Raw genomic sequence first — 25654 nt, 5'->3', positions numbered from 1 at the left:
GGTGCGTTTCGCGGAACAATTTATAGCATTTTCTCCACCCTCTTCGTGTCTCCAGCTTCTTCCATCGCACTTACTCCGCCTATCAGTGCGGCGATTAGGATGGGAATCAAAAATGTAAACATATTAAAATATAACGTATTGGTGTACTGGTTCAGCATTCCGAAGCGGAATAAATGGGCAGCAAGAATGCCCGCTTCCCCATCAAATTGTGCAAGTGAATCTCTTACAAACCACACTTCGCCTATAATCATCAAGCCCAGCAGGAGGACGTCACCAAGCAGAAAGCCACGAATTAGCGCTTTCCCCTGTCTTCGGAGCAGCCTGGACACAAAAATCCCCACCATCGTTGCAAAGAGAACGATGCCTACTACCGCAGGAGCCATGACAAGCAGCGCCAGGTTTCCGTTTCCGGAAGTAACATGGAGAGGTACGGTAAATAAATCAATCATGATAAAGAAAAAGGCGCTCCCCAGGAACAAAAATAAAGCGAGTTTCCATGCCTCATCTCCTGCATGTGTTCCCTGCACATACCGTAAAAACATCGGCAGCAACGGCACAAACAACAGCGGTGCAAGTAAAAGAATCGCTATCAAACTTTCCATTTCACTCCCCCGGCCTTTGCTTTATCGATGAAACAGAAAATACGGAATTAAGAAGAAAGCAGGCACTCCTTTCATTATAGCCTCTACCTCCCAAAACACGCAAAAAGCTTTTCTGCCCAAAAATGCAAAGAAGCTTTTTTTATTATCTACTGAACCGAAACGACCTCCCGGCTGTCTAATAAATAGAGCATACAGAGGAGGAGAGCAGATTGCATGAGAAGCAAGAGGTGATGCGGGCGCAAAAAGGAGACAAAGAGGCTTTCAGTCGTCTAATTAAACAGAACGAGGTCTCGCTTTACCGCATTGCCCGTTCCATCGTAAAAGCAGATGACGCATGTGCGGATGCCATCCAGGAAGCCATCCTAAAAGCATATACAGGCATCGTTTCCTTGCGTGAAGCCAGGTATTTCAAAACATGGCTGATTCGTATTCTTATTCATGAATGCTATCGGATTCTTCAAGAGAAGCGCCGCTTCATCCCTACAGAAACAATACATACCGCAGCAAATGAATCATCCCTGCAAGCGATGGAACGAACGATAGAAGTACAAGAAATCGTGGATGCACTTGAGGACGAACTCCGTCTTCCTGTGATTCTTTATTATTTCGAGAATTTGTCAGTGAAAGAAGTGGGAAAATTGCTGGCACTACCCGAAGGAACGGTCAAATCCCGCCTGAGCCGGGCACGCAAAAAGCTGGCCCAGGCGCTTCAATATCCCGAACAAGGAGGCAACAGCGATGAGTGAGAACAAGCAACTGGACGAATGGATTCGCACATGGCTATCTCAGGACACCGATATGCCCGATAGCGTACGCTCCGTCATTGACCAAACGCTTACGTTCCTGCCGGATGCCAAACCGCGAAAGAAACGGATATGGCTGCGCAATACCGGAATTGCTGTGGGTACGGCGGCTATTCTCTTCTTTGGCGCAGGCTTTCTTTCTCCCGCCGTGGCCCAGGTGCTGCAGCATATTCCTTTTATCGGATCGGTCTTTGAGCAGGCCGGCGATCAGGGATTGCAACAAGTAAAACGGCAGGGACAAACCGTAACGGCAGACCAGACGGCGACGGACAAAGGTTTTTCTTTAACCATATCGGAAGCATTCTACGATGGAAGCCGTCTGTCCATCGGATATATTCTCCGTTCCTCACGTTCGAAAAGCGACTGGGGTGCACTTGACATGGACGTATATGTCGACGGAAAAAAGATTGCCTTCTCTTCGAACGGAGGAAGTGGTCAGGTAGCCGATGACCAAACAGAAATTCTTGTGACGGACATTCACCCTGAGACTCCACTTCCGGACCGCTTTACATTAACATTAGATGTCCATAAAATCGGGCAGGTCGAAGGATCATGGAAATTCTCCTTTCCCGTCACCAAAATGCATGGCAGCCAAACGTATACAATGACTGCCTCACGCACATACAAGGATATCAAACTAACCGCCAAAGAAGTCACCCTGGCCCCTAGCTCAACCCGGATTGTTCTGCAACTGGTCAAACCACACGAATTTCCGACACCGGAAAATGCGGCCAGGGGATATGCGATTCAGGAATACAGCTACGAAATACAAGATGATAAGGGGAACCCGATTCAAATGATGAGCGGCAGCAGCGAGGGTACGGTGAAGGAAGGAAAAGAAGTGCATAACACTGTCATTACTGCGGCACCACTTTTATCCCGACCAAAATTCCTGCAGATTCAGACGTTCGTCAGCGTTCGCACCGCTCGTCCAATTCCAGAAAGCGGAAAGATGGAACAGACGCAGACCAACCCTGTGCCCGTCAAAGAGCTTGAGCTTATCGTTCCGCTTAAGTAGTAAGTAATACCATACCACTCCGCCCTTCCAGCTTATCTGGAAAGGGCGTTTTCTTTCCATCCTTCCATTCCTTCTAACCCCTCGCCCCCTCTCTTCATACTCTGGTATAGGAGGTGATTTCTTGGCATATTCCATCCATATCTCTTTATCCGGTCATACGCTGACACTCAGACAAAACAGTCGGCTTGTAAAAGTCTATCCGATCGCGGTCGGCAAAATGCTTACACAAACGCCTGTCGGCACGTTTTACATCATCAACAAAGCACCCAATCCCGGTGGACCGTTCGGCACCATGTGGCTTGGACTTTCCCGGCCCCATTACGGTATCCACGGCACCAATAATCCCGCATCCATCGGTAAAAATGTCTCCCATGGCTGTATCCGCATGTACAACCGGGATGTCAACGAACTGGCCCGCCGGGTACCCATCGGCACGCCTGTCTATATCCGTCCATAATCAGCCGCAGCCACGGCATGAAAATGGATGGAAGGGCAATTGACTTTTGCGGTACGAAGGAAAAGAGAGAAGAGAACAGGACCATGATTTCAATGGGGAAAAAGGCGAACGCCTTTTTCTTTCCTGTTCAAAATAATGTCGCCTATTTATTACGATTTCTATATAACAAGTAAATAAAGAAAGGAGCACCTATCCCTGCAGTAAAAACACCCGCAGGAATATCAAGTGGAAGAAAGACCGTTCTGGCAACCAAATCGGCAGACATTAGCATGATACTGCCAATCAGAGCGGCGACCGGAAATAAGGCATCAAATGAAGAACCTACAAGTTTTCTGGCCATATGCGGCGCAATTAAGCCGATAAATCCAATCGCACCAGCCACTGCCACGGCAGAACCCGCCAACGCCACACTGATGAACAGCAACATGAATCGATGAAGCTGAACAGAAGCTCCCAGCCCCTTCGCCATGTCATCTCCCAGCTCCTGAACATTGACGTTTCTGGAATAAATGAGTGCCACTGGCATAAAAACAATCACCCAGGGCAGTAACGCATACACGTTATCCCATGATGCACCGTATATGCTTCCCGTTAACCAGGTATAGGCTTGGCTGGCTGCGTTAATTGGACTCAGGATAATCATCAGCATGGTAAAAGAGCTTGCCGTCGCAGAAATCCCAATCCCAATCAGCACCAGCCTCGTCGAAGACACCCCTTTATTCCAGGCCAGCACATAGATCACGAGTGAAATCAAGCCGGCTCCTAAAAATGCTGCTACCGGAAGCCACTTGATACTCACCGTCCCCGCAAAATAGGTAAGAAAAGTCACTGCCGCTAATGCGGCTCCCCCGGTGATCCCGATAACGTCCGGCGAAGCCAGCGGATTGCGGATGATCCCCTGCAGGATTGCCCCGGAAACGCTCAGAGCCGCTCCAACAAGGACGGCGACAATAATCCGGGGAAGTCGTAACGTTCCAAGCACTAACGAATTGGCTGCTGTCCCCTGACCAATGAGCGTTTTCCATACATCGACAGGTGAAATACCCTTGTTACCCAGCGCGATACTTAACAGAAACAAAGCGAAAGTGAGTATGACAAGCACTGTGAGCACAATGACCGTTCTCTTTTGTACCAGGAAAGAATAAAGTCCCGTTTTGCTGCGAATGATAATGAGCCGATTCATGATGACACCCCTTTCGAGCGAAGCCCCTTCCGAGCAATGTAGATAAAAAATGGCCCGCCGATCAAACCTGTCATGACCCCGATTGGCAGCTCGCCAGGCATCACCACATAGCGGGCAACGATATCTGCCAGCAACAGCAAGATAGCCCCGAGTACCGCGCTGTAAGGAATGACCCAGCGATAATCGATACCAACCAGAAAACGGGCCACATGCGGAATAACGAGTCCTACGAAGCCAATGGAGCCGGCAACCGCAACAGAGCTGCCCGCAAGTAAAATAACGGTAACGGCGACCGCCAGTTTCACAAGGGCGGTTCTTTGCCCCAATCCTTTGGCAACATCCTCTCCTGAAGCAAGGATGTTGACTGGCTGCGCAAGTACCAACGCGGTGATTCCGGCAACGATCATATAGGGCAGGAGCGGCAATAACTCCTCAGCGGATTTGCCAGCGATCGACCCGGCCAACCAAAACAGCACATTTTGCAAGCCCGCTTCATCGATAACCAGCATGCCCTGCGTAAAAGAGGTAAACAACGCCGTCATCGCGGAGCCAGCTAACACGACTTTCACCGGAGTTAATCCGTCCCTGCCCAATGAACCGAGAAAGTAGACGGCAAATGCGGCAAAACCTGCTCCCAGGAACGCGACCCATACCAGCTGGTCCAGGGAAGAGATCGGAAGGAAGGTTAAAGCCACGATGACAAAAAAGACGGCACCCGCATTAATCCCAAAAATGCTTGGAGATGCTAACGGATTTCTTGTTAACGCCTGCATGAGTGCACCGGCGACGGCTAAATTACCGCCGATCATCGCGGCGAACAGGGCCCGAGGGAACCGCGTCGTTTGGATGATCACATGTTCGTTTGAGGAGAGATCATAATGGATAAAGGACTCAACAGCCGTCATAACACTTATTTTTGTTGTCCCGAGGACGATACTTGCTCCAAAACAAATGACCAGGATAAAAAAACCAAACACCAAGCCCCATGCTTTTACAGGTGTTTGGCGTAATAATGGACTCACAAGGTTCCTCCTTTTTGAGATTTCATTTCGGCCATTGCCTGCATAGCTGATAGCTAATTGAAACGGAGCCGAAAAGTGGAATAAACCCACCGGAGGCTGTTGACACCACCATCGGTCAACAGCCTCACCATACCAAACAGATTATTTCAACTCATAAAAACCGTAGAGATCTTCCAGCATCTCCAGCGCTGCCAATGGGCCTGAGCCGTTATTCCATACCGCCGTATCCACCTCAAATACTCGATTATTTTTAACGGCTTTTAAATTTTTCCATAGCGGATGCTCGCTCCATTCCTTTCGCAAATCCAGTCGACCGTCATCTCGTGATGTACTCGTTTGATCAAAAATGATGTCTGCATCCATTTGCGGTATATTTTCCTTGGATGTGAGCTGCACACCCCACTCTTCTCCCCGCTGACTGGCAGGCCGGGCGATCCCCAGCTCTTCTAAGACGAGAGCCGAAAATCCGGTATACACAATGCGGGCATGATCGACACGGAAGTCAACGATACCCGCTTCCAGCTTCAACTTGTCGCCCATTTTTCTCTTAAATTCAGCAACTTTTTGCCCCCACTCAGTCAAGAATTTTTGCTCTTCTTCCTTTTTATTTAGTGCTTCTGCCGACAGGTGCAGCGTATCCTTCCACAGATGCACCTCTTCTGTCATGACGGTTGGCGCGATAGCTGACAATTGCTGAGCAATCTTTTCATGCCGTGTTTTAGAAGCGATAATCAGATCCGGTTTAAGCGCAACGATTTCTTCCAGGTTGGGCTGGTTTTCCGAACCGAGATTCGTTACCCCTTCCATCCGGTCTCTTATGTAATTGTACCAGGGCTGTTCGATCCAGGATTCCACGGCTCCTACCGGCTTCACTCCCAGCAGCAATGCAGCGTCCGTGGCACCTTGAAACAGCGTGACTACCCTTTGGGGTGTACCTTTTATTTCAGTCGTCCCCATGGCATGCTGAACAACCCTGGCGTCTTGTGTTTCCGTTGCCTGTCCTTGCGTCGGCTCGGAAGTCGCTACCCCTTGCTGATTCCCCCCGCAACCAGCCATCACTAGCATGCATAAAAAGATCGCAAGTAGTTTAAACGTAAATGTATTAGGCCTAGACATTTCTATTTCCTCTCCTTTTGTTGATCGCATTTTATGATATTGATTCTCATTCTTATTATAAGGAAGTACTCCAGAATGAACATGGATTTTTGCGACCAACTTTTTGACTTTTGCGACATGCCAGCCACGCAGAACCGTTAGCCTTCACTTTTTGCACAGTCAAGCGGCAATCCCGGATGCAGGCAAAGGACCATCCCATGGATAAGCCAAGGAACTACGGTTTCTTCGTAAATAACCGCTTCGATCCATTCGCAAAGGGCCCTTTGCTCAACATTTGCATAATGCTCGGTTGAAAATGCACGAGCCCCATGAATTGTATTCATCGTAACCCCTCACTTGGATACATCCTGACCGCCGACAAAGGCAGCCGCCTCGCGATCTTGCTTGATTTCCGGAAACACAGTCAATTTCATCCACACATTGTTGAGCAACAAAAGAACGGCGGAACAAATAAAGATCATCGATAAGCCAAACCAGGATGCGATAACGCCCATGCCAAGCGCCCCCGCCATGCCTCCCAAAAACAATGCGCAATTGACATAGCTGTATGTTCGGCTTTCCATGCCATCTGGAGCATAATGCCTGATAAGAACATTTATGGAAGGCATCATGCCAGCAAGGCACGCGCCGGTACAAAACCGCAATACAATTAACTGCCACAAGTGCTGAACAAACGCTTGCGGGATAGAAAATAAAATCGCGCCAAACACCGAGCAAAGGAAAATGCGATGGGAACCATACTTGTCTCCCAGTTTCCCCAACTGCGGTGCGGTAAGCATATTGGCGATACCCATCGCCGCAGAAGTTACTCCGGCCAATACGACCAGATTCTCCTGACTGGGCGCCAACTGCTGGACATATAGCGGGATAAGCGGCAATGTGCCAGTCATGGCTGACCGAATGATCGCTGCGGAGACGAACAGAGAGGCAATCGGCTTCCTGGAAACAATTTTTTTGAAGTCTTGCCGAAAGTCTGTTTTTGGCTCTGTCGTTTCTTTTTTCTCAAAATGTTCCCTGACCCCAAAGATGACGATCAGCGTAGCGAGAAAAATACATAAGCCGGTATAGAAGAAAACGGCGCTGAAACCGAATCGGTCGGCCATGAATCCGCCTAATAATGGACCGCAAATCGTCCCGGCAACGGTGCCTGAATGTAAAGTTCCGAGCGCATACCCGCTCCGCTCTTTCGGAGTATTGGTGGCGATTAGTGCGACGGCAGCCGGACCGAATCCGGACAACATCCCGTTCAATAATCGCAATAACAACAAGTGTACAGGGCTTGTGGCAAAGCCCAGGAGCGTAATGGTGATAGCCATGCCAAAGCCGGAGCGAATCAGCATCATTTTGCGTCCGTACCGATCGGCAAGTTTCCCCCAAATCGGCGAAAAGATGAAGGCTGTCAGAAGATTGGCTCCAAAAATAAGACCCGACCATACAAGCACTTCATCATGATCGGTAAGCCCCATTTGCTGTAAGTACAACGGTAAAAAGGGAGTAACACAACTCATAGAGGCCATGGCCAGGAATTGCCCGACATACAAAATGAATAGATTTCGCTTCCACTTTTTCACGATGACAACACATTCCTTTCTCTATGCCATCTTCATTTCGCTTTCGGGCAGACTGTGCAATATTCTCCACTGGTGGAAACCTGAAAATAAAAACAGCATGTTTTACGCATACGAACAGCCGGTGCTTCAGTGTAAAATGGGACGAATGGATTTTGAATTTCCCCGAATAATGCACCCGGCGCTTTATGAACCAGATAAGCAAAATCGTCCTCGATACGTAAGTGTTCCTCCCTCCCTGCACAAGCTCCCATTACCATTTCCACGCCGATCATTAAGCTACGCCCACAGGCGTATTTTGGGTTTGGACATGTTCTCCCTCACCATCTTATCTACAGCATTGCTTCGGCAATTTCATCCACTATCTGATTAATTGCAAACGGGCCATAGTAACCTACCCACAGCGTCGTGTCAACCGTGTAGACCTGATTTGCCTGTACGGCAGGAACGTTTTTCCAGATTGCTGTCTGTTGATACTCCTCCACCAACTCCGTATTGGAATCATCCTGTAAAACAATCAGGTGATCCGCGTTTAATGCCGACATTGCCTCTAACGAGATGGTGAAGCTGGTTTTTGTGCTGTCCATGACCATTTGCGGAGGCGACATCCCAAGATCTCCGTACAAAATCTTTGCCGTGCGATGTTTTGCCGTTTGTAGCCGGATCATCTGATCGCGCGGCCGAATCAAGGCGACTGTCTGCCCGCCCAGCTTATCGGTCAGGGCAGCTTTCAGAGCGTCTATCCTTTTCTGGTATCTGTCCAGCACGTTCTGCGCAATTTGCTCTTTGCCGACAATGCTCCCGAACGTAAGAAGGGTGGTACGCCAATCTTCATTTCGGTCAAACATTAGTGTCGGCGCGATTTCGACCAGCTTTTCAAAAATGTGCTCCTGAAACGCGGTACAAATGATCAAATCCGGTGCAGCCTGAACAATCGCCTCCAGATCAGGCTCTTCCTTCGTCCCGAGCACCTTGATATCAGTCAGCTTACCTGTCAAATAGTCGGGGAACGACGAAGACTCAATCGTTGGGATTACGCTGCCAATCGGCTGATCGCCCAGCTTCAGCAGTTGATCAATATATTGGTAGTCCAGTACGACAATTTTCTCCGGCTTCTGTTCCAGCGCAAACTCACCCTTTTGATGCTTAATGATTCGCCGCATGCTTGCTGCTGCCGTGCTCCCCGTAATACCGGCATTTCCTGCTTCGTCGCTGCTGACTGTTGGCTGTACCGTAACGCTATCGGCTGGAGAAATCTCTCCTGCCGAATAGGCCCCTGCACTTGTTGTAAGGGAGTGTGCGCCCAGAAGCAAGGGCAACATGGATGTTAAGCTATTGGTCATTGCTGCCTTTGAGCTTGTATACGAATGGATGACCTCACCAGCCTGATAGTGAGAACTATTATCATCACTAGCAGTAACACTATACAATTGTGCGCTTCCAGGAACAATCGATGATCGCGACTTGTGTAATGGAGTTTGGCGACGGTGCTCCCTATCCCTGGCCTGCTCTTTATATTGGCGGGGCGACACTCCCGTATATTTTTTAAAAATCCGACTGAAATAGTAGCTGTCCATATAGCCAACAGCCTCAGCAATTTGGGCCAATGTGATATTGGTATGCTTGAGCAAAGCCTTGGCTTGTTTGAGTCGCACCTGAAGCAAATACTCCATCGGGCCAATATTCAGCCTCGCTTTGAATAGCCTCTGCAACTGACGAGCGTTGCAATCCAGCGCTGCTGTCAATGAGTTAAGCGTTATTGGCTCGGCGTAACGCTCCTCTAAATAGTGAATCGCCTGGGTAATCAGCTGCGGTTGGGTCGCCCCGCTGCCTAGCGTCTGCGACTGTTGCAGGAGGTCATATACGAAATGATGGAACAAAGCTTTGACATGGAATTTTTCCAGCGCGCCGGATTGCTGCCATTGCCGTTGCATTTGCTCTATCTTTGAAAAAAGGGGGAGCGGGCACGGTGGAGCAAAAGCGTACTGTGCGAGGAAGGGATTGCTTGTTTGGTACATACGCAGCAATTCCCTGCGGCATGGCATCGTCAGTACCGCTTTATAGAAAACCATGTAATATTCCAGCGTCTCCACTACCTCGACAATATCGAGAAGCGCACCTTTCCCAGCATGACAGACAAGGCTTTTATCTGCCGCATACGCAATACCATCGAGCAACACCTGTGCCACGCCTCGTGTGGTGAGCAGAAAAACGCTGGCTGGAAGCCGGTAAGCGTGCAGACTATCGCCCGGATGCAAGGTGGCATGGCGTACGTCTAAAACCTTGAGAGACGCATGATTCCACAGCAATAGCTGATCTTGAAATGACAACTCCTGTCCCCTCCTGCAATTTATGTTCTGTTTACTTTTTTTGGAGCCATTATAGCAATAACGATTATCAGTATCAATTACTTGGTGTTCCCGAAACTTTTTTCTCTCGTCTTACAGCTTGCTCCCTTGCGCCTGGCGAAGACTTATCGTGGAGCGAAACTTCGCGGATGCTAAACAGCTCCAAGGGTTTCGCTATTACCGTTTGCGGGGATTACGCAACGTCAGTAAACACACTCTGATGAGCGTATCGGTACAGAATATGAAAAAGATTGCCCTCCACTTATCTAATAGGGGTATACGTGAGAGAAATGCCTTTTTCTTTGAAAATCATGAAGAAAGAAGGAAGGAGAAGAGAAAATAAGATCCGATGTAGAATATCGAAGAATGAAAGCAGGTGTACGTCATGGACTGTGACCATAAACAGGAGCAAATTCAAAAGCTAATTATGGAAGCGCACATGAGACAGGCAAAGCGTTCAGTTACGTTCATTCTCATCCTCTATATAGCTTATTTTGCCATACGGGGAATGCACTTTATTTACCAACTCATCTTCGGCAGCTAAACTGTACATCCCCCTATTCCCTGCTTTTTATAAATTCGTATCCCTTAACTACTTTTTTTAAAATTGCAGAAGCCAAAGCCAATCTTCTCTTTATGAGATGCCTGCCGCCTCGGCTATATATTCAATCAAGTGCAGCGCCCGTACAGAGCCGGTCAGTTTTTCACGTTCAATGCCAAGTTTCATTTGTAGCAGGCAACCGGGATTAGTCGTAATGATGACAGAGGCTCCGGTTGCTTTCGTATGATTCATCTTTTCGTCGAGAATCTTCATGGACTCCTCATAATGGACAATATTATAAATTCCTGCTGAACCACAGCACATATTTGCATCTTCCATCTCTACGAACTCAATCCCCGGTATGCTTGTCAGAAGTTCGAGCGGTTCTTTCACGACTTTTTGTACATTCGTCATATGACAGGACCGTTGATACGTCACCCGTTCACCCGAACGTGTCTGCAAGTCAGGCAGGCCGCCGCACGCAGCAAGTACCTGGCTGATGTCTCTCGATTTTGCGGAGAACACGTTCGCTCTGTCAGCCCATTCTTTCTCATTTGCAAGCAGGTGGCTGTATTCATACAACATAGCGCCACATCCTCCTGCGTTATTTACGATGAAGTCAATATCAGCCTGTTCAAATGCGGCGATATTTTGCCTGGCAAGCCGCTTTGCTTCCTCTATTTCTCCGGAATGCGCGTGCAACGCGCCGCAGCATGTCTGTTTTGGAACTACAAGAACATCACAACCCGCTTCTGCGAGCAGCAGTACAGATAAACGATTGATACGTTGAAACATCGCATCCATAATGCATCCTGTAAAAAAACCGATTGTATACTTCTTTTCGCCTTTTGCTTTTACTCTGACAGGGGCTTGATTGCGTTCCGCAGGCGAAACGGCCGGAGGTGTGATTGCCTCAAAATCGCCCAGATGATAGGGCAATTTCTTCATAATTCCGGACGCGCGCGCCGCTTTTTGCAGCCCGCTTTTTTGATAAAGCCAAAGCGCGCTGGCGGTAAGTTTCATGATTCGGCTGCTGGGAAATACTTTTCTGAACATGGTCTTTCGCAGAAGGCGAACGGGAGCGGAAAATTTCTTGCGTCTGACGAGCGCTGCCCGTGCCGCTTCGAGAATCGAACCGTACTCAACTCCCGTTGGACAGGCCGTTTCGCAGGCACGACAGCCAAGGCATAAATCAAGCGGCTCTTCGAGTACCGATAAATCCGTAATTCTCCCTTCGCCGACCATTTTCACAAGGTTAATCCGGCCCCGCGGGGAATGTGTTTCTTTTCCCATCGTGGCATAGGTCGGACATACGGGCAGACAATAGCCGCACTGTACACAACTGTTTGTTTTTTCATACTGAAATTCTTCTCGCAATTGTTCGAGAGACTGGCTCATGTTAGCTCAACTCCAATTTTTGTCCTGGTTCCGGAAAAATTTTGCCGGGATTCATGATGTTGTTCGGGTCCCATACTTTTTTAATACGCTTCATCATATCCAGGCCGACGGCTCCCAATTCCATCTCCATAAAGGGAGCTTTCATTGTTCCGATGCCGTGCTCGCCGGACAGCGTTCCGCCGAGTTCAATCGCCGCTTTAAAGATTTCAGCAACCGCCTGTTCTACACGGCGCATTTCTTCCCTGTCGCTTTTATCGCAAATAATATTCGGATGAAGATTACCGTCACCTGCGTGACCGAATACGACAAGATGAACACGATACCGATCCCGAATTTCCTGCAGCTTTGCGCACATTTCCGGAATTTTGCTGCGTGGTACGGTAGCGTCTTCTGAAATTTTCGTTGGTTTAATACGGACGATAGCCGGAGATACGAGCTTGCGGGCTTTCCATATCTCCGCTTTTTCGACTGCATTTTGCGGAATGCGAATATCGCGGACCCCTACGGATTTGCATAGCCGGGATACCTGTTGAACCTCATCCTTCACGGCGGCGGGATGGCCGTCCAGTTCGATCAAAATAATCGCTTCTGCATCCACGGGAAGACCGAGCGGTTCATAATTTTCAACCGCTATGATCGACGCCTGGTCCATCAACTCCATTTTGGAAGGCAAAATACCGGCCGATAGGATTTTTGAAATGGCGCTTCCGGCGTCAATCAGGCTATCAAATACAGCCATAACCGTCTCGGAAGCAGGTGGTTTCGGGAGAAGGCGCAGCACTGCTTTCGTAATAATGCCGAGTGTGCCTTCCGATCCGACAATGAGTTTCGTTAAATCGTAACCCGTCACATTTTTTACTGTGCGGCCGCCGGTTTTAATGATCTCTCCCTCAGGGGTAATGACTTCCAGGCCAATCACATAATCTTTGGTCACTCCGTATTTCAATCCTCGCGGGCCCCCCGAGTTCTCGGCCAGATTGCCGCCGATGGTAGAAACATGGGAACTGCTCGGATCAGGAGGATAAAATAAGCCTTTTTGTTCGGCCGCTTTATGGATATTCGCCGTTAACACACCGGGCGATACAACGGCAATTAAATCTTCTTCGTTTATTTCAAGCAAATCGTCCAGCACCGATAAATCGAATACCATGCCGCCGTGAACCGGAAGCGGTCCTCCGCTTAAGCAGGTGGACTGACCACGCGGATAGACGGGAATTTTTTCGCGATTAGCAAATTTCACAAGTGCCGCCAGCTCTTCCACGCTTTTTGTCTGAATAACAACGTCCGGCAGGAATGTACCAAAGGAACCGTCAAACGAATAGCTGAAACGATCGCTTTCACTCGTTAGGACATTGCCAGTTTTCGCGATGTTTATCACTTCTTCAATATGAGCAGATGTCATCGCCTTCATGTAATCTTCTCCCTTCCTGTCTGGCTATATCGAATAATCTTTTAAGAACAGACTTAACTTCTTCTCCGCATTTTTTAAATGAATGACACACTGGATTTTAGCCAGCTCTGGCTCTTCCGCTTCAATGGCCAGCAGAATATCCTTATGTTCTTTATATACAGCCTGGCGTTTTTGTTTTAATTTCATATTAGGCTGGAGAGTAATCTTTAGTGCCCTTTCATAAAGAGCAGAAAGGCTTTCTAGCATTTGAATCATAATGGGATTTTGCGTAGCCAGAATAATCGAACGGTGAAATTCTATATCGGCATCCATTCCACTTTTGCCCTCATCGAGCGATTCGTTTTCAAGCCGTTTTAATACCTGCTTCATTCTCTCGAGCTGTTCGGGCGTACGTCTGAGCGCGGCCAGATACGCTGCTTCAGGTTCCAAGATCTTTCTCATTTCAAATAAATGTTTAATGCTTTGTACGTCATCGCTTTCGATTCGCATGCGCTGCAAGATAGCCGGGCCTGCCACCTCTTCTACATAACTTCCTCCTCCTTGACGGGAGGAGATGACACCGGCTGCCCGCAGCACGCTTAACGCCTCCCGGATAGGGATCCTGCTTACGCCGAAGCGCGCGGCCAGTTCCATCTCTGTGGGCAATTTTGAACCCGGAGGAAATTGTCCGGTTTCGATCAGATTCAATAATTCACGTGATATGACCTGTGAAATTTTTTCTTTTTGAGCCATCCTATGCCCCCATATTTTCATGTCTCTTTTATTAAATAGAAGCTAATAATTTGTCTAGCAAATCTAATAAATTTGTATAACAAATTAAACCGTTTTAATAAAGATAATTTTGAATTTTTCGTTTTCCACACTCCTTTTGTTTTTATAATAACCATAACATCAAAAAAACACAATAAAATTTGTAATACAAAAATTAGCCTGTATTAGGGATTTGTATAACAACTATTTGTTTTTTCTTCTTTTACCTTAACTACATTCAACTCGTATCCTCATTCATTTCTTCCGTCCTTGCCATACATTTTCTAAAATAAAAAATAGGATAGTAGCTCCTATATGGAACTGACTATCCTAATACAATACAATCTTAATTTAAGAACCGAAGATTGGCTTTTTCAAATTCACAAACGTCCAGATGTTTTCACAACAGGGAACCAGCCAGGAGTATTCATAATTGCTTGCCAGAGCGGGTCCGGAATCACTAAACGGGCTTGATCATCTTGTGTCACGGTAGTTTGGATTTCTGTTTCCCGTTCCTGCTCAATTTTTTCTACCCAGTCTGGTTCAATGATGATTTCACGTCCGAGTGCGATTAGCGGAACGCCGGTTTGCAAAGCTTTTAAGGCGTCATCCGGTGTACGAATGGAACCAACACCAATGATTGGCACCAGATGACCAACGCGTTCCTGGATTAACTCTATGCGTGAACGTGTACTCTCAACACCGCGTCTCGGATGAGACCAGAAATCCATAAGCGATACATGGATATAGTCGAGCTGTTTATCTGCAAGTACATCGAGAAACGCAAGTGTGTCAGCCATGGTGATTCCAGGAGTTTCCGCCTCTTCCGGTGACAGGCGGTAACCGACAAGGAACGGATGCTTGGCATGTTCAGCTACAACCTTTTTCACCTCATCTATAACTCTTAGGGGGAAGGTCATTCGTTTTTCCAAGCTTCCACCCCAGCGGTCGTCACGACGGTTTGAATGTGGTGAAAAAAACTGCTGAATTAAATACCCGTTGGCCCCGTGTATCTCTACGCCATCAAAACCTGCTTCAATCGCCCGGCGCGTGGTCTCACCAAAAGCGCGTATCATTTCTTCGATTTCCTGATCAGTTAACGCCCGAGGCACTACAGCCCCTGGCTGCTCCGCTGCAATGGCGCTTGCGCTTACCGTTTCTCCATTTGGAACCAATTCAGGCGGGCACATTCTTCCACCGTGGAAGATCTGCAAAACAGCTCTGGTACCTTGTTCCTTAAGTGCAGTGGCTAAACGACGTAAACTGGGGATCATGTCGTCACTATCCGCACCAAATTCACCGGCAAACCCTTTTCCGTTCGGAGTTACGTATGCGCAAGCAGTAATGACCATGCCGACACCTTTTGCCCGGCGAATATAATAGTCTACTTCGGCATCTGAAACTGTCCCATCTGCATTCGAGGAAAAGTTCGTTAGTGGTGCCATGACAATACGGTTTTTTAATTGAACACCGCTGCGTAGCGCTAGCGGTTCGAACAATAACTGATATTTTGAATTCACGCGGTCTCCACCCCTGTTTTCTATGAAAATCATTAGGAAAGAAAGAGGGGAAGAGGGAAGAAGATTTAAAGAAGAAAAAGGCCTTCGCCTTTTTCTACATTAAACTCCTCTCCTCATTCTTTTCTCTCTTTTCCTTCGTACCACTAAAGTCAGCCGTCCTTCCCTTAAACAGCAATAATGTTAGTATACTTGATAAAATGAGCGAATATGAATGGTCTGCTTTTCAATACCTGGACAGATTTCTCAGTTCTCATTCCTTTATACCGTATTTCCCCAGTCTATTTCCAAAAGTCGTATCCCCTGTATTCTTTTTTCTATCCCCTTCAGAACCCTGTCTAATGGAGTTTAATTTCGTGGACAGCTCCATAAACCAATGTTCATCTTTCGTTAATAGCGCCAGGTCAATTAAATGGAGAATTTGTTCCTCGGTGTCTATTACCGAAATAGGTAATTTTTCAACCCATTTGCTTAGGGTTTCAATGGTTTTTCCAATCGTTTTTTCATTATCACATGCAATAACGTTTACTTTCACTGTCCCTTGTAATGGATTTACAGTTTCAATATAACCTCGTATCAATTCTCCATTCTCTGACTTCCCCTTGACCCAATCCCCCACTTCCAATTGCCATTTGTTATTTGTCATCATCGGCATTCACCCCCGAATTAAGTGTTATAAAAATAATTACAGTTGACTTATAAAAAAGAATCCTTTTCTATGTTGAAGAAGAAACCACCATCTATCTGTAATAAAAAATATTACAGATAGATCAAAAAAATTTGATCAACATCGCTGACACTGTTTAATTTTTTCCAAAACAGAACTAATTGTAAGTTGGTCTAAGTACTTTTCAAAATAAACTTCAGCCTCATTGAAAATTTGATCCATAACCACCTGGATATTGGATGAGATCAGACAAGTTTGTTCTGACTCTCCTGTACACCAGTGTGGTTTGAATGTTCCACATGAGACGGTGCGATAAATCTGAGCCAACGTTATCTCTTGAGGATTGTGATTCAGGATATACCCCCCACCGATCCCCTCTTTTGTCTTTACAAATCCATTTTTACGCAAGCAACTCATGATCTTTCGAATTCTTGCCGGGTGTGTAGAAACATTTTGCGCAATCAACTCACTACTAGCCATATGATCAGGTAAATAGGCTAAAAAGACTAAGCTGTGCACGGCTATGGTAAATTCACTATTCACTTAATCCATTTCCTCCTCAAGAAGGATAATGTAATCTTAATGTATTCAGTTTATAAAGTCAAGAAAACGAAGCCGGAATAGGCACTGTCCTCTCCCCGTATTGACATTTTTTCCGATGGTGGCAGCATAACGAAACGGGTCGTCGACTTCAGGGAAATTCTCAAATAGATAACGTTTGATGTTTCAACATTTGTTTTGTGGTGAGAAGACAGGGAGGCTGGAAGTAAGAAGTTGGATGCGCCCTGCACCCCGGCCAAAAAAAGCCTGCCTTCTCTTTCCAACCCCGTATCCCCTCTTTTCCTGCCTCGAACTACGAACGCAGGATACGATATCAAAGCCGATTTATCTAGTACTGATAGAAACCTTTACCTGTTTTTCTGCCTAAGTTCCCTGCGCGAACCATCTGCCGTAGCAACGGAGCAGGACGGTACTTCGGATCACCCGTTTCCGTATGCAGCGTTTCAATCACAAATAGCAAAGTGTCCAGCCCAATTACATCCGCTAAAGCAAGCGGTCCAATCCGGTGACTTGCCCCTAAGATCATAGCTTCATCAATTTCTTCCTTCCGGCAAATATCTTCCTGCAGGACAAAAATTGCCTCATTAATCATGGGGATTAATATACGGTTAAACACAAAAAGAGGAGATTCCTTGACCTCTATTGCTTTTTTACCCAGGCTTTCGGTAAACATGAAGGCTGTTTGTACAGTCTGATCATCGGTTTGTGCTCCCCGCACAATCTCAACCAGCTTCATTTTAGGTACGGGATAAAAGTAATGGGTACCAACCAACCGCCGCGGATTCGCAAGCACGGAAGCAATCTCCGTGATATTTAAACCCGACGTATTTGTTGCAAAAACTACATCTTCTCGCAGGATGGATTCAAGCCTGCGAAATACCTCTTGTTTTACAGACGTTTTCTCGATAACTGCCTCTGTCACATAATCGGCAGTGGCAAGTTCCTTCCAATCTGTAGATCCATGAATTCTTCCAATAATCAAATCTCTCTCGTCAACTGTAAACCTTTCCTTCTTTACCGCACTATGAAGCTGGGTTTCGATGACCGCTAATCCCTTGCTTAAAGCTTGACCGTCTATATCAAATAAGATCACCGTATATCCAGCTTCGGCACATGCCTGGGCAATACCGGCTCCCATTGTTCCGGCTCCTACGACAGCAACTTGCTTCATTTTTCTCCCCCCATCTATCAGAGGGGCGGATATTATTTTGTTCAACACCCGCCCGCCCTCATCCTTTATTTACCAACTTCATATTTGATAACATCAGAGGCTTTAACCATTTTTCCATCCTGATCCTTGATTATGATAACGGACGTTGTTCCATAGTGATTCTCAGGAGTATAGGTGACATTAAAGGCTAGCCCCTCGTTCCAATCCTTGAGTGTTTCCAGCTGCTTCATAAAGTTTTCGCGGGATAAGTCGTCTCCAGCTCTACGAAGTCCCTCTACAAGAACCTCGGCTTCTGCCCATCCCCATAAGGCCGGTCCACTAGGATTGACACCTTTGGCGTACTTGCCAAGCGCTTCCTCGTATTTCTTCACTTTTGGATCGTCTGACCCCACCAGGGCAGTCCAGCTGGAGCTATAGACATTCTTCCAGGCTTCTCCTGCTAAATTAAATAAATTGTTATCCGCGCCTCCTACACTTGTAACCATAAATGGCACATTCACTCCCACCTTATGCAGTTCCTTTTTGTAGGCGGCAGTTGATTTGGTAATGGTGAAGGAAAGGACAACATCCGGATTTGCTTCCTTCATTTTTAATGCAGGGGAACTGAAATCTACATCGGTCGTATTGTAAGGAATCTCGGCCACCGGTTGAATCCCTTTTTTCTTTAATTCATCAATCGCCGCATTATAACCGCTTTTTCCAAAATCATCATTCTGATAGAATATTCCTATCCTCTTCGCTTTCAATTCATCCACAGCATAGTTGACAAAAATCCGGGCTTCTACCCCATAATTTGTGAGCAAGCCGTAGACGTTAGGAATGACAGGATTCACAAAAACGTCTGCACCGCTGGAAACACCGACAACAGGGATGCCCTCCTTTTTAAATTGTGGTAATGCCGCTTTATTGCAAGAAGTACAATCGTTTCCGACAATGGCAAATACTTTGTCTTCTTCAATTAACTTTTTCGAAATCGCAACCGCACGGGATGGCTGATATTCCTCATCATAGGTTACAAGCTTCAGCTTTCGGCCGTTTACTCCACCCTGTTCATTCACATATTGAAAGTAAGCGTCCACCCCTTTGGCAATCGCTCCATAGAAAGCCGCCGGACCGGATTGGGTTGCCCAGTTTCCAATAAGAATTTCAGAGTCTGTAATTCCGGGAGCGGACTTGCCCGCCTCCTGTTTCGCAGATCCAGTGCTTTTTGGTGCTTCCGCATTGGTTGGTGCACTCGTAGTCCCGCCACCGCAAGCTGATAGGAGCAAGCTGAAACTAACGACTACACTTCCAATAGCCATTAAACTTTTTCTGTTGATTTTTACCATTAATTTTTCCCCCTTTTTTGAAATGAATATGATCTTTAGGATGTAACTCCTAAATATAACTCCCGTACCCGATTATCTTTCTTCAATTCAGTTGCCTTTCCAGACAGGGCAATTTGGCCATTTTCCAAGACATAGGCATAGTCTGCTATGGATAAAGCCAGGTGAGCATTTTGTTCCACTAACAGAATAGAAGTACCTGTCCGGTTAATATTTTTGATAATTTCAAATATTTCCTTTACAATAATGGGAGCCAGACCCAACGAGGGTTCATCTAACAGCAGAACCTTTGGTGCTGCCATCAACGCCCGTCCGATCGCTAACATCTGCTGCTCTCCGCCGCTTAATGTTCCTGCAAATTGAGCCAGTCTTTCCTTCAGGCGGGGGAACATCTCCAATACCTTTTGTAAGTCTTCTTTCACCATGGCTCGATCACGTCGAGCGTACGAGCCGATTCGTAAATTTTCCAAAACAGTCAGTTGAGGAAACACCTGGCGATTTTCCGGACACTGAATGATCTTTCTTTTCACGATTTGGTCCGGTGATTTTCCGGTTAATTCCTCTCCTTGATACATTAACTTCCCAAACTTCGGCTTTACTACACCTGAAATCACTTTAAGGGTGGTAGTCTTTCCGGCTCCATTCGCCCCTAATAACGTGATAATGGAACCCTCCGGTATTTCCAGACTCATATTACGAAGAGCCTCAATATTCCCATAGCTTGCAAAAATATTTTCAAGTTTAAGCACTTTCATCCCCCTCTCCTAAATAGGCTTCAATCACTGCGGGATGTTGTTGAATTTCCGCGGGTAATCCTTCCGCAATTTTACTCCCGAAATCAACCACAGCGATCCGGTCGGAAATCTTCATCACTAGAGACATGTCATGTTCAATCATAAAAACAGTAATACCCCAGTCATCACGCAGCCTGCAGAAAAACTCCCCCATACGTTCGGTTTCCGTATGGTTCATACCCGCCACCGGTTCATCAAGCAGCAGCAGCTTTGGTTTAACCATCAGGGCACGGGCAATATCAACCATTTTTTGCAGCCCGAACGGCAGGTTTTTAACGATCTCACGGGCAATATACTGAATCTCCAACAACTCGAGGATTTCCTCTGCCTTCTTCAAGACCTCCCGCTCCTCACGGCGAAATCCCGGCAAGAAGAAACTGCTGCTAAAGACTCCGCTTTTTAACTGCGGATGCAGCCCGGTTCGGAGATTATCCAAAACGCTCATATTTGCAAACAGCTCTACGTTCTGAAAGCTCCGGGCAATACCGGCTTTAATGACCTGGTGGGGTTTTAAGGACAATATATTTTTCCCCTCAAACATAATTTGACCTTGGGCCGGTTGATAAAAGCGCGAAATCGTATTTAACACGGTGGTTTTGCCGGCTCCGTTAGGGCCAATCAAACTAAAGATTTGATTTTTCTCTACATAGAGATCAAGATGATTGACGGCTGTCAAACCGCCAAACCGAACTGTAACCCCTTTCATTTCGAAAAACATGCTTTTCACCTCCTTACATTACTTCTCCGAGCCAACAGCTTGTTTAGATATAGATGCTGTATCAAGTGATTTCTCGTTCGTTTGGTGATCGGCTGGTTTCATCGTCTTCTTTCTTTTCCACCTGGATCTGATGCTTATCAGTCCATCCGGAAGGAAAAGGATAACAAGAACTAATGCTACTCCTGTTAGAACAAGTGACAAACCTGGAACTTCGTCGGTGAGTTGCGGAATCATCGTTAATAGGATAGCCCCCAGGTAGGAACCCGGTATCGAGGCGAATCCGCCTACAACCACCATGGCCAGAACAAGAAACGAAATACTAAGATTAAAATCGTGGGGACTAATAAAGCCGATAAAATGGGCATAAAGGCTCCCGGCCAATCCCGTGTAAAAAGCGCTGATACTAAACATGAGCGCTTTATATAAAGGAACATTAATCCCCATCGCTGTTGCCGCAATTTCGCTCTCCCTAATCGCAACAAATGCGCGGCCCATTCTGCTGTTGATCAAATTATTGATCAACCAGGTCACAATAAGCGTAACCACAAGCAGGAGGTAATACATTTTCACATCCGAATCAAAGGTATATCCTAAAATGGATGGTTTATCAGGAAATAATCCAGAAAATCCTCCCGTTAGCGAATCCCATTTCAAGAGCAATTCCGGAATCGCCACCCCAAATCCTAGCGTTGCCACCGCCAAGAAATGGCCGCTCAATTTTACTGCGGGTAACCCGACAACAAAACCAACCAAAGCGGTAAAGAAGCCGGCTAAAGGCAAGGCTAACCAAAAGGGAATGCCTAAGGAAAGGGTAAAAATAGCGGATGCATACGCCCCAATTGCCAAAAAGGAAGCGTGTCCAATCGATATTTGCCCGCCATATCCGATAAGAAGATTCAGGCTCATGGCGATGATGACGTAGATAAAGATTAAGCTGCCGGAGTAAAGCAGGTAATTCACTCCTCCCGCTACTACAGGAAATAAAAACATGAGGAAAATGCAGAGATACGTAATCTTTTTGCGTGTATGCTGATCCATTCTCTGATCACACCTTCTTTACTTGTTTAATTCCGAGCAGCCCTGTTGGCTTGACGTATAAAATTAAGATAATCAGAAAGAACACAAAGGCTGTTTTTAACTCTGCAGAAACATAGCCGGCTACTAAATTTTCAAACAAACCGATAGATAGACCGCCAATCACCGCACCAGGCAAACTGGAAAACCCCCCAAGCACTGCCGCTGCAAACGCCTTAATCGCAACTTCCCCCATCATATTCGGATCAAGGAAGGTAGTGGGAGCTATCAGAAGCCCTGCGATTCCTCCAAGGACAGCGCTAATCGCCCATGTCAGCGAGAAAATGGATCCAACACGAATCCCCATCAATTCCGTCGTTCCCAGATTTTGAGCCGCTGCCCTCATGGCAAGGCCGACCATTGTATAACGGAAAAGATAGAAGAAAAGAAACATAAGAGCTATAGTCAAGGTAAAGATTAAAATTTGATTCGGTGTTACCAGCATACTTCCCAAAGAAATCGGCTCCCCTTTAATCGCTTCCGGAAAGCTGGCAGGTTCGTATCCCCAAATCATCCCCGCTATACCCCTGAACGCCATGTAAAGGCCAAGTGTCAAAATAATTTGGCTTAATACAGGTGCTTTTTGTACCGGGCGCATGAAAACCCTTTCAACAATAATGCCAAAAACGGCCGCAAATACAAGAGCAAGCAGGAAAGAAAGCCAGTATCCCATCCCCCACGAATGAATAAGAGTAAAGCCCACAAACGTGGAAATCATCGCCATTTCCCCTTGGGCAAAGTTAACCAAATCGGAAGTTTTATAGATCAAAACCAATCCTAACGCAGCTAATGCATATAAACTACCTGCAGCTAATCCGCTTACAATTTGTTGGGTTAACATACATTCACCTCTCTCAGCCAAATTTTGCAATTTCATATAAATGATCGACAATGAGATCATCTCTATTTGTTACATCATTACCGTTTCATTGGATGCCTCCTCCCGATATCTTGTTTTGTTCTCCATATATTGCAATACTGATGCCAACCCAACAAACGAAAAAAAAGAAGTTTATCAACGTAAATACAGTTTCTTTTTTGTTACAAGATTCAACATTTGATTCCTATAGGAATCGGTGATGAATTTTGTAATCGATTTCATAATATTCCCACAAGTGATTTACTATTTGTATAGCAGCCCGTTTTTCAGGTACGATTTTATAATCTTGCCGCCTGGATTTCTCGGTAGCTCCGGAATGAACTCCACAGCCGTTGGTACCTTATACTCGGCCAATCGCTCCCGCACAAACTGCTTTACCTCTTCCTCTTCGATTTGAACATCTGCTTTCGGCACGACAAACGCTTTCACCGTTTCCCCGTATATCCTATCTGGAACTCCAACCACAGCCGCCTCCAGGATGCCCGGATGGTTATACAAGACATTCTCGACTTCTATCGAAAAAATTTTTTCCCCTCCACGGTTAATCATGTCCTTCATTCGATCCATAATGTAGACAAACCCGTCCCCATCGATGACAGCTATATCGCCGGAACACCAGAATCCGTCAGTAAAAGAGCGCCTGTTTGCTTCCTCATTGTTCCAATACCCTTCTATCACCGTCGGTCCTTTAATCAAAAGCTGTCCTACCTGCCCGGGTGCACATTCCTCTCCGTTTTCATCGATCACTTTAATTTCTGCGACGGGAATGGGCATACCAACGGAATGAAGCTTCTCCTTTGGGGCGTGACGCGGCATAATGGTCGTAGGTGAGGAGGTTTCTGTTGCCCCGTAGGCATTATGGAGTTCCGCTCCCGGAAACGCTTTCTTCAAATTTGAAATCGTATCCATAGACATCGGCGCTCCGCCGAACGCCAGGGTACGGACGGCATGGTACGTATGCTTCGCGAAATCAGGATGAGACATCATCATCACATAGATCGTTGGTACATTAAACAAAAAGGTAATGTTTTCTTCAGCCAGCAACTGAATATACCTATCGGTTTTGTATTTTTCCATCAGCACCGAGGTTCCCCCTACCTGCACCATATGCAGGAGCTGTCCCACAAGTCCGGTCACATGAAAAAGCGGCACAGCAATCAGGGTCTTCGTCTGGCTGTTCGTTTTCAGCACATTTTCGTAGCTTATCGCCCCGTGAATAACGCCCAGGTGGCTTCCGATAGCCCCTTTCGGTACGCCGGTCGTCCCGGACGTATACATGATAAACAGCGGATCGGTTTCGCGGATGTCTACCGTAGGAGCCACTGCAGGCTGCAGCAAAATCTCAAACAGAGAATACTCTCTCCTGGCTGCCGCCGCGTTTCCGATCAGAAAAAAGTGACGGACGCTGGAAATATCCGTATTGTCCCTCAACCTTTCCACCTTGTCCACGCTTTCTCCATCGAAAAGCAAAAGCGAGGCGCCGGAATGGTTCAGCATATAAGACAATTCTTCTTCTTTTAAGCGAGTATTCAAAATTACGGCAATCGCGCCGATTCGGGCACAAGCAAACACCAGCAGCGCAAACTCAATGCGGTTTCCGATCAGCAGCGCGACCCTATCGCCTTTCCGAATGCCGTAAATATCGGACAGATTGCCCGCAACCTTTTCGACCCGCTCAGCGAACTCCCGGTATGTCACCCGTTCTTCCGCCGAGACAAGCGCTTCTTTATCCGGAAAACTCGCCGCTGTCCGTCCAAGCATATCCATGATGGTTTTAGGTCTGTGCACAAACACTTTCAATTGACGGTTAAAATGTGTTTCTACTGCTATAGTCATCACTGTCCTCCTGATCGTTCGTTTATCTTGCGGTCCATCCGCCATCAATATTAAGTATCTGTCCCGTCACATAGGAAGAAGCGTCTGAGGCAAGAAATACTACCGGTCCAGACAAATCGGAAAGCTCGCCAACCCGCTTTTGCATCGTCGCGTTAATAATTTGCCGGTATCGTTCCGGGTCGTTCAACCACTCTTCCGTCATCGGCGTTCGAATGTAAGCCGGTCCGAGAGCGTTCACCGTAATATTATAAGGAGCCAGCTCTTCCGCCCATACTTTGGTCAGCTGGTTGATTCCCCCTTTGCTAGCTGCATACGATGTCTGATACGGCATCCCGATTGTCCCAAGGATAGAAGAAATGTTAATAATCTTTCCATACCGCTGCTCCATCATTTGCTTGGCCACAGCCTGCCCGACAAGGAAAATCCCCTTCAGGTTCACGCTCAATACACGGTCCCAGTCGCTTTCTTCCACCTCGATGAGCGGCTTGCGAATGTTCATGCCGGCGTTATTAACCAGAATATCAATAGAACCATAGCGTGCGACCGTTTCTGCAACCAGCCCGTCAATCTGCTCTTTCTTCGTCACATCGCATGGAAGATACGCAGCGTCAAAACCCGCTTCCTGTAGTTGTTCTTCTGCTGCCCATCCTTCTTCTTCTCCGCGGCTTGTAATGACGACCCGCGCGCCGTAAGCGCCAAGCGCGTACGCCATTCCGAATCCTATTCCTTTGCTTCCACCGGTAACCAGTGCGGTTCTGCCTGTCAAATCAAATGTCGGAATATCCATGGCTCTCTTCCTTTCTCTTCAATTTTTCTGCTTGCCATTATCGTTTAGCAATTTTTATGCCATGTGTATGTGCCTACATTCCCCGTCCGCAAGAAACTTATATCTAT

27 protein-coding genes are annotated in these 25654 nt (G+C 46.8%); 5 read left to right on the top strand and 22 right to left on the bottom strand.

Annotated elements, in window-relative coordinates:
• Nucleotides 1-20: 20 nt before the first annotated feature.
• On the bottom strand, nucleotides 21-602 hold the full coding sequence (locus tag ADA01nite_RS07205; protein ID WP_146809266.1) for a hypothetical protein: 582 nt from the start codon (nucleotides 600-602) through the stop codon (nucleotides 21-23).
• Between the two features lie 209 nt (nucleotides 603-811).
• Between ADA01nite_RS07205 and ADA01nite_RS07200 the strand changes: the two genes are divergently transcribed.
• The 3 genes from ADA01nite_RS07200 to ADA01nite_RS07190 all read left to right on the top strand — a co-directional run bounded on the left by ADA01nite_RS07200 (nucleotide 812) and on the right by ADA01nite_RS07190 (nucleotide 2880).
• Nucleotides 812-1348, top strand: a complete 537-nt coding sequence (locus ADA01nite_RS07200; RefSeq protein WP_246147258.1) for a sigma-70 family RNA polymerase sigma factor — start codon at nucleotides 812-814, stop codon at nucleotides 1346-1348.
• Nucleotides 1341-2423: a DUF4179 domain-containing protein gene (locus ADA01nite_RS07195; RefSeq protein ID WP_146809265.1), complete on the top strand. Its 1083-nt coding sequence runs from the start codon at nucleotides 1341-1343 to the stop codon at nucleotides 2421-2423. The genes ADA01nite_RS07200 and ADA01nite_RS07195 overlap by 8 nt, the downstream gene beginning before the upstream one ends.
• Nucleotides 2424-2544: 121 nt before the next feature.
• Nucleotides 2545-2880 (top strand): L,D-transpeptidase, encoded by a 336-nt coding sequence (locus ADA01nite_RS07190; RefSeq protein WP_146809264.1) that lies wholly within the window; start codon nucleotides 2545-2547, stop codon nucleotides 2878-2880.
• Nucleotides 2881-3022: 142 nt separating this feature from the next.
• On the opposite strand, the gene ADA01nite_RS07185 is transcribed toward ADA01nite_RS07190, so the two are convergent.
• From ADA01nite_RS07185 to ADA01nite_RS07155, 7 genes are all read right to left on the bottom strand, one after another.
• On the bottom strand, nucleotides 3023-4063 hold the full coding sequence (locus ADA01nite_RS07185; protein ID WP_146809263.1) for a FecCD family ABC transporter permease: 1041 nt from the start codon (nucleotides 4061-4063) through the stop codon (nucleotides 3023-3025).
• Nucleotides 4060-5040 (bottom strand): FecCD family ABC transporter permease, encoded by a 981-nt coding sequence (locus ADA01nite_RS07180; RefSeq protein WP_307724482.1) that lies wholly within the window; start codon nucleotides 5038-5040, stop codon nucleotides 4060-4062. The genes ADA01nite_RS07185 and ADA01nite_RS07180 overlap by 4 nt, the downstream gene beginning before the upstream one ends.
• 186 nt (nucleotides 5041-5226) lie before the next feature.
• Entirely contained in the window at nucleotides 5227-6201 is a 975-nt protein-coding gene (locus tag ADA01nite_RS07175; protein WP_146809261.1) for an ABC transporter substrate-binding protein, read from the bottom strand.
• A 137-nt stretch (nucleotides 6202-6338) separates the two neighbouring features.
• The gene (locus tag ADA01nite_RS07170) at nucleotides 6339-6524 is read right to left on the bottom strand and encodes a hypothetical protein (RefSeq protein ID WP_146809260.1); all 186 of its coding nucleotides are present in this window, start codon (nucleotides 6522-6524) and stop codon (nucleotides 6339-6341) included.
• Between the two features lie 9 nt (nucleotides 6525-6533).
• The gene (locus tag ADA01nite_RS07165; protein ID WP_174760595.1) at nucleotides 6534-7772 is read right to left on the bottom strand and encodes an MFS transporter; all 1239 of its coding nucleotides are present in this window, start codon (nucleotides 7770-7772) and stop codon (nucleotides 6534-6536) included.
• A gap of 32 nt (nucleotides 7773-7804) precedes the next feature.
• Entirely contained in the window at nucleotides 7805-8044 is a 240-nt protein-coding gene (locus ADA01nite_RS07160; RefSeq protein ID WP_146809259.1) for a (2Fe-2S)-binding protein, read from the bottom strand.
• Between the two features lie 57 nt (nucleotides 8045-8101).
• Nucleotides 8102-10099 (bottom strand): AraC family transcriptional regulator, encoded by a 1998-nt coding sequence (locus ADA01nite_RS07155; RefSeq protein ID WP_146809258.1) that lies wholly within the window; start codon nucleotides 10097-10099, stop codon nucleotides 8102-8104.
• Between the two features lie 148 nt (nucleotides 10100-10247).
• Between ADA01nite_RS07155 and ADA01nite_RS23025 the strand changes: the two genes are divergently transcribed.
• Nucleotides 10248-10460: a hypothetical protein gene (locus ADA01nite_RS23025; RefSeq protein WP_170230177.1), complete on the top strand. Its 213-nt coding sequence runs from the start codon at nucleotides 10248-10250 to the stop codon at nucleotides 10458-10460.
• 42 nt (nucleotides 10461-10502) lie between these two features.
• The gene (locus tag ADA01nite_RS21950) at nucleotides 10503-10661 is read left to right on the top strand and encodes a hypothetical protein (RefSeq protein ID WP_170230176.1); all 159 of its coding nucleotides are present in this window, start codon (nucleotides 10503-10505) and stop codon (nucleotides 10659-10661) included.
• A 90-nt stretch (nucleotides 10662-10751) separates the two neighbouring features.
• Here ADA01nite_RS21950 and ADA01nite_RS07145 read toward each other — a convergent pair whose 3' ends face one another.
• From ADA01nite_RS07145 to ADA01nite_RS07080, 14 genes are all read right to left on the bottom strand, one after another.
• Entirely contained in the window at nucleotides 10752-12056 is a 1305-nt protein-coding gene (locus ADA01nite_RS07145; RefSeq protein ID WP_146809257.1) for a (Fe-S)-binding protein, read from the bottom strand.
• A gap of 1 nt (nucleotide 12057) precedes the next feature.
• Nucleotides 12058-13458, bottom strand: a complete 1401-nt coding sequence (locus tag ADA01nite_RS07140; protein ID WP_146809283.1) for an FAD-binding oxidoreductase — start codon at nucleotides 13456-13458, stop codon at nucleotides 12058-12060.
• Between the two features lie 33 nt (nucleotides 13459-13491).
• A complete protein-coding gene (locus tag ADA01nite_RS07135; RefSeq protein ID WP_146809256.1) occupies nucleotides 13492-14199 on the bottom strand; it encodes a FadR/GntR family transcriptional regulator in 708 nt (235 codons plus the stop codon).
• Between the two features lie 398 nt (nucleotides 14200-14597).
• Nucleotides 14598-15737 (bottom strand): NADH-dependent flavin oxidoreductase, encoded by a 1140-nt coding sequence (locus tag ADA01nite_RS07130; RefSeq protein WP_371863543.1) that lies wholly within the window; start codon nucleotides 15735-15737, stop codon nucleotides 14598-14600.
• 250 nt (nucleotides 15738-15987) lie between these two features.
• Nucleotides 15988-16383, bottom strand: coding sequence for an IDEAL domain-containing protein (locus ADA01nite_RS07125; RefSeq protein WP_146809254.1), 396 nt, complete (start codon nucleotides 16381-16383; stop codon nucleotides 15988-15990).
• 135 nt (nucleotides 16384-16518) lie between these two features.
• Nucleotides 16519-16944, bottom strand: coding sequence for an Rrf2 family transcriptional regulator (locus ADA01nite_RS07120; RefSeq protein ID WP_146809253.1), 426 nt, complete (start codon nucleotides 16942-16944; stop codon nucleotides 16519-16521).
• 346 nt (nucleotides 16945-17290) lie between these two features.
• Nucleotides 17291-18133: a 3-hydroxyacyl-CoA dehydrogenase NAD-binding domain-containing protein gene (locus ADA01nite_RS07115; protein ID WP_146809252.1), complete on the bottom strand. Its 843-nt coding sequence runs from the start codon at nucleotides 18131-18133 to the stop codon at nucleotides 17291-17293.
• A 65-nt stretch (nucleotides 18134-18198) separates the two neighbouring features.
• Nucleotides 18199-19461 (bottom strand): ABC transporter substrate-binding protein, encoded by a 1263-nt coding sequence (locus ADA01nite_RS07110; RefSeq protein WP_146809251.1) that lies wholly within the window; start codon nucleotides 19459-19461, stop codon nucleotides 18199-18201.
• A 35-nt stretch (nucleotides 19462-19496) separates the two neighbouring features.
• Nucleotides 19497-20207 carry an ABC transporter ATP-binding protein gene (locus ADA01nite_RS07105; protein ID WP_218029540.1) on the bottom strand — a complete coding sequence of 237 codons (711 nt, stop codon included), beginning with the start codon at nucleotides 20205-20207 and terminating at the stop codon, nucleotides 19497-19499.
• Nucleotides 20200-20970 (bottom strand): ABC transporter ATP-binding protein, encoded by a 771-nt coding sequence (locus tag ADA01nite_RS07100; RefSeq protein ID WP_146809249.1) that lies wholly within the window; start codon nucleotides 20968-20970, stop codon nucleotides 20200-20202. The genes ADA01nite_RS07105 and ADA01nite_RS07100 overlap by 8 nt, the downstream gene beginning before the upstream one ends.
• 18 nt (nucleotides 20971-20988) lie before the next feature.
• Entirely contained in the window at nucleotides 20989-22008 is a 1020-nt protein-coding gene (locus tag ADA01nite_RS07095) for a branched-chain amino acid ABC transporter permease (RefSeq protein WP_146809248.1), read from the bottom strand.
• A gap of 7 nt (nucleotides 22009-22015) precedes the next feature.
• Entirely contained in the window at nucleotides 22016-22885 is an 870-nt protein-coding gene (locus ADA01nite_RS07090; protein ID WP_146809247.1) for a branched-chain amino acid ABC transporter permease, read from the bottom strand.
• A gap of 282 nt (nucleotides 22886-23167) precedes the next feature.
• Complete coding sequence (locus ADA01nite_RS07085) at nucleotides 23168-24760, bottom strand: class I adenylate-forming enzyme family protein (RefSeq protein ID WP_146809246.1); 1593 nt, start codon at nucleotides 24758-24760, stop codon at nucleotides 23168-23170.
• Nucleotides 24761-24782: 22 nt separating this feature from the next.
• Nucleotides 24783-25547 carry an SDR family NAD(P)-dependent oxidoreductase gene (locus tag ADA01nite_RS07080; RefSeq protein ID WP_146809245.1) on the bottom strand — a complete coding sequence of 255 codons (765 nt, stop codon included), beginning with the start codon at nucleotides 25545-25547 and terminating at the stop codon, nucleotides 24783-24785.
• Nucleotides 25548-25654 lie beyond the last annotated feature (107 nt).

The sequence above is a fragment of the Aneurinibacillus danicus genome, assembly GCF_007991215.1.
GTDB lineage: Bacteria > Bacillota > Bacilli > Aneurinibacillales > Aneurinibacillaceae > Aneurinibacillus > Aneurinibacillus danicus.
This window is presented reverse-complemented; position numbering and strand designations above follow the sequence as displayed.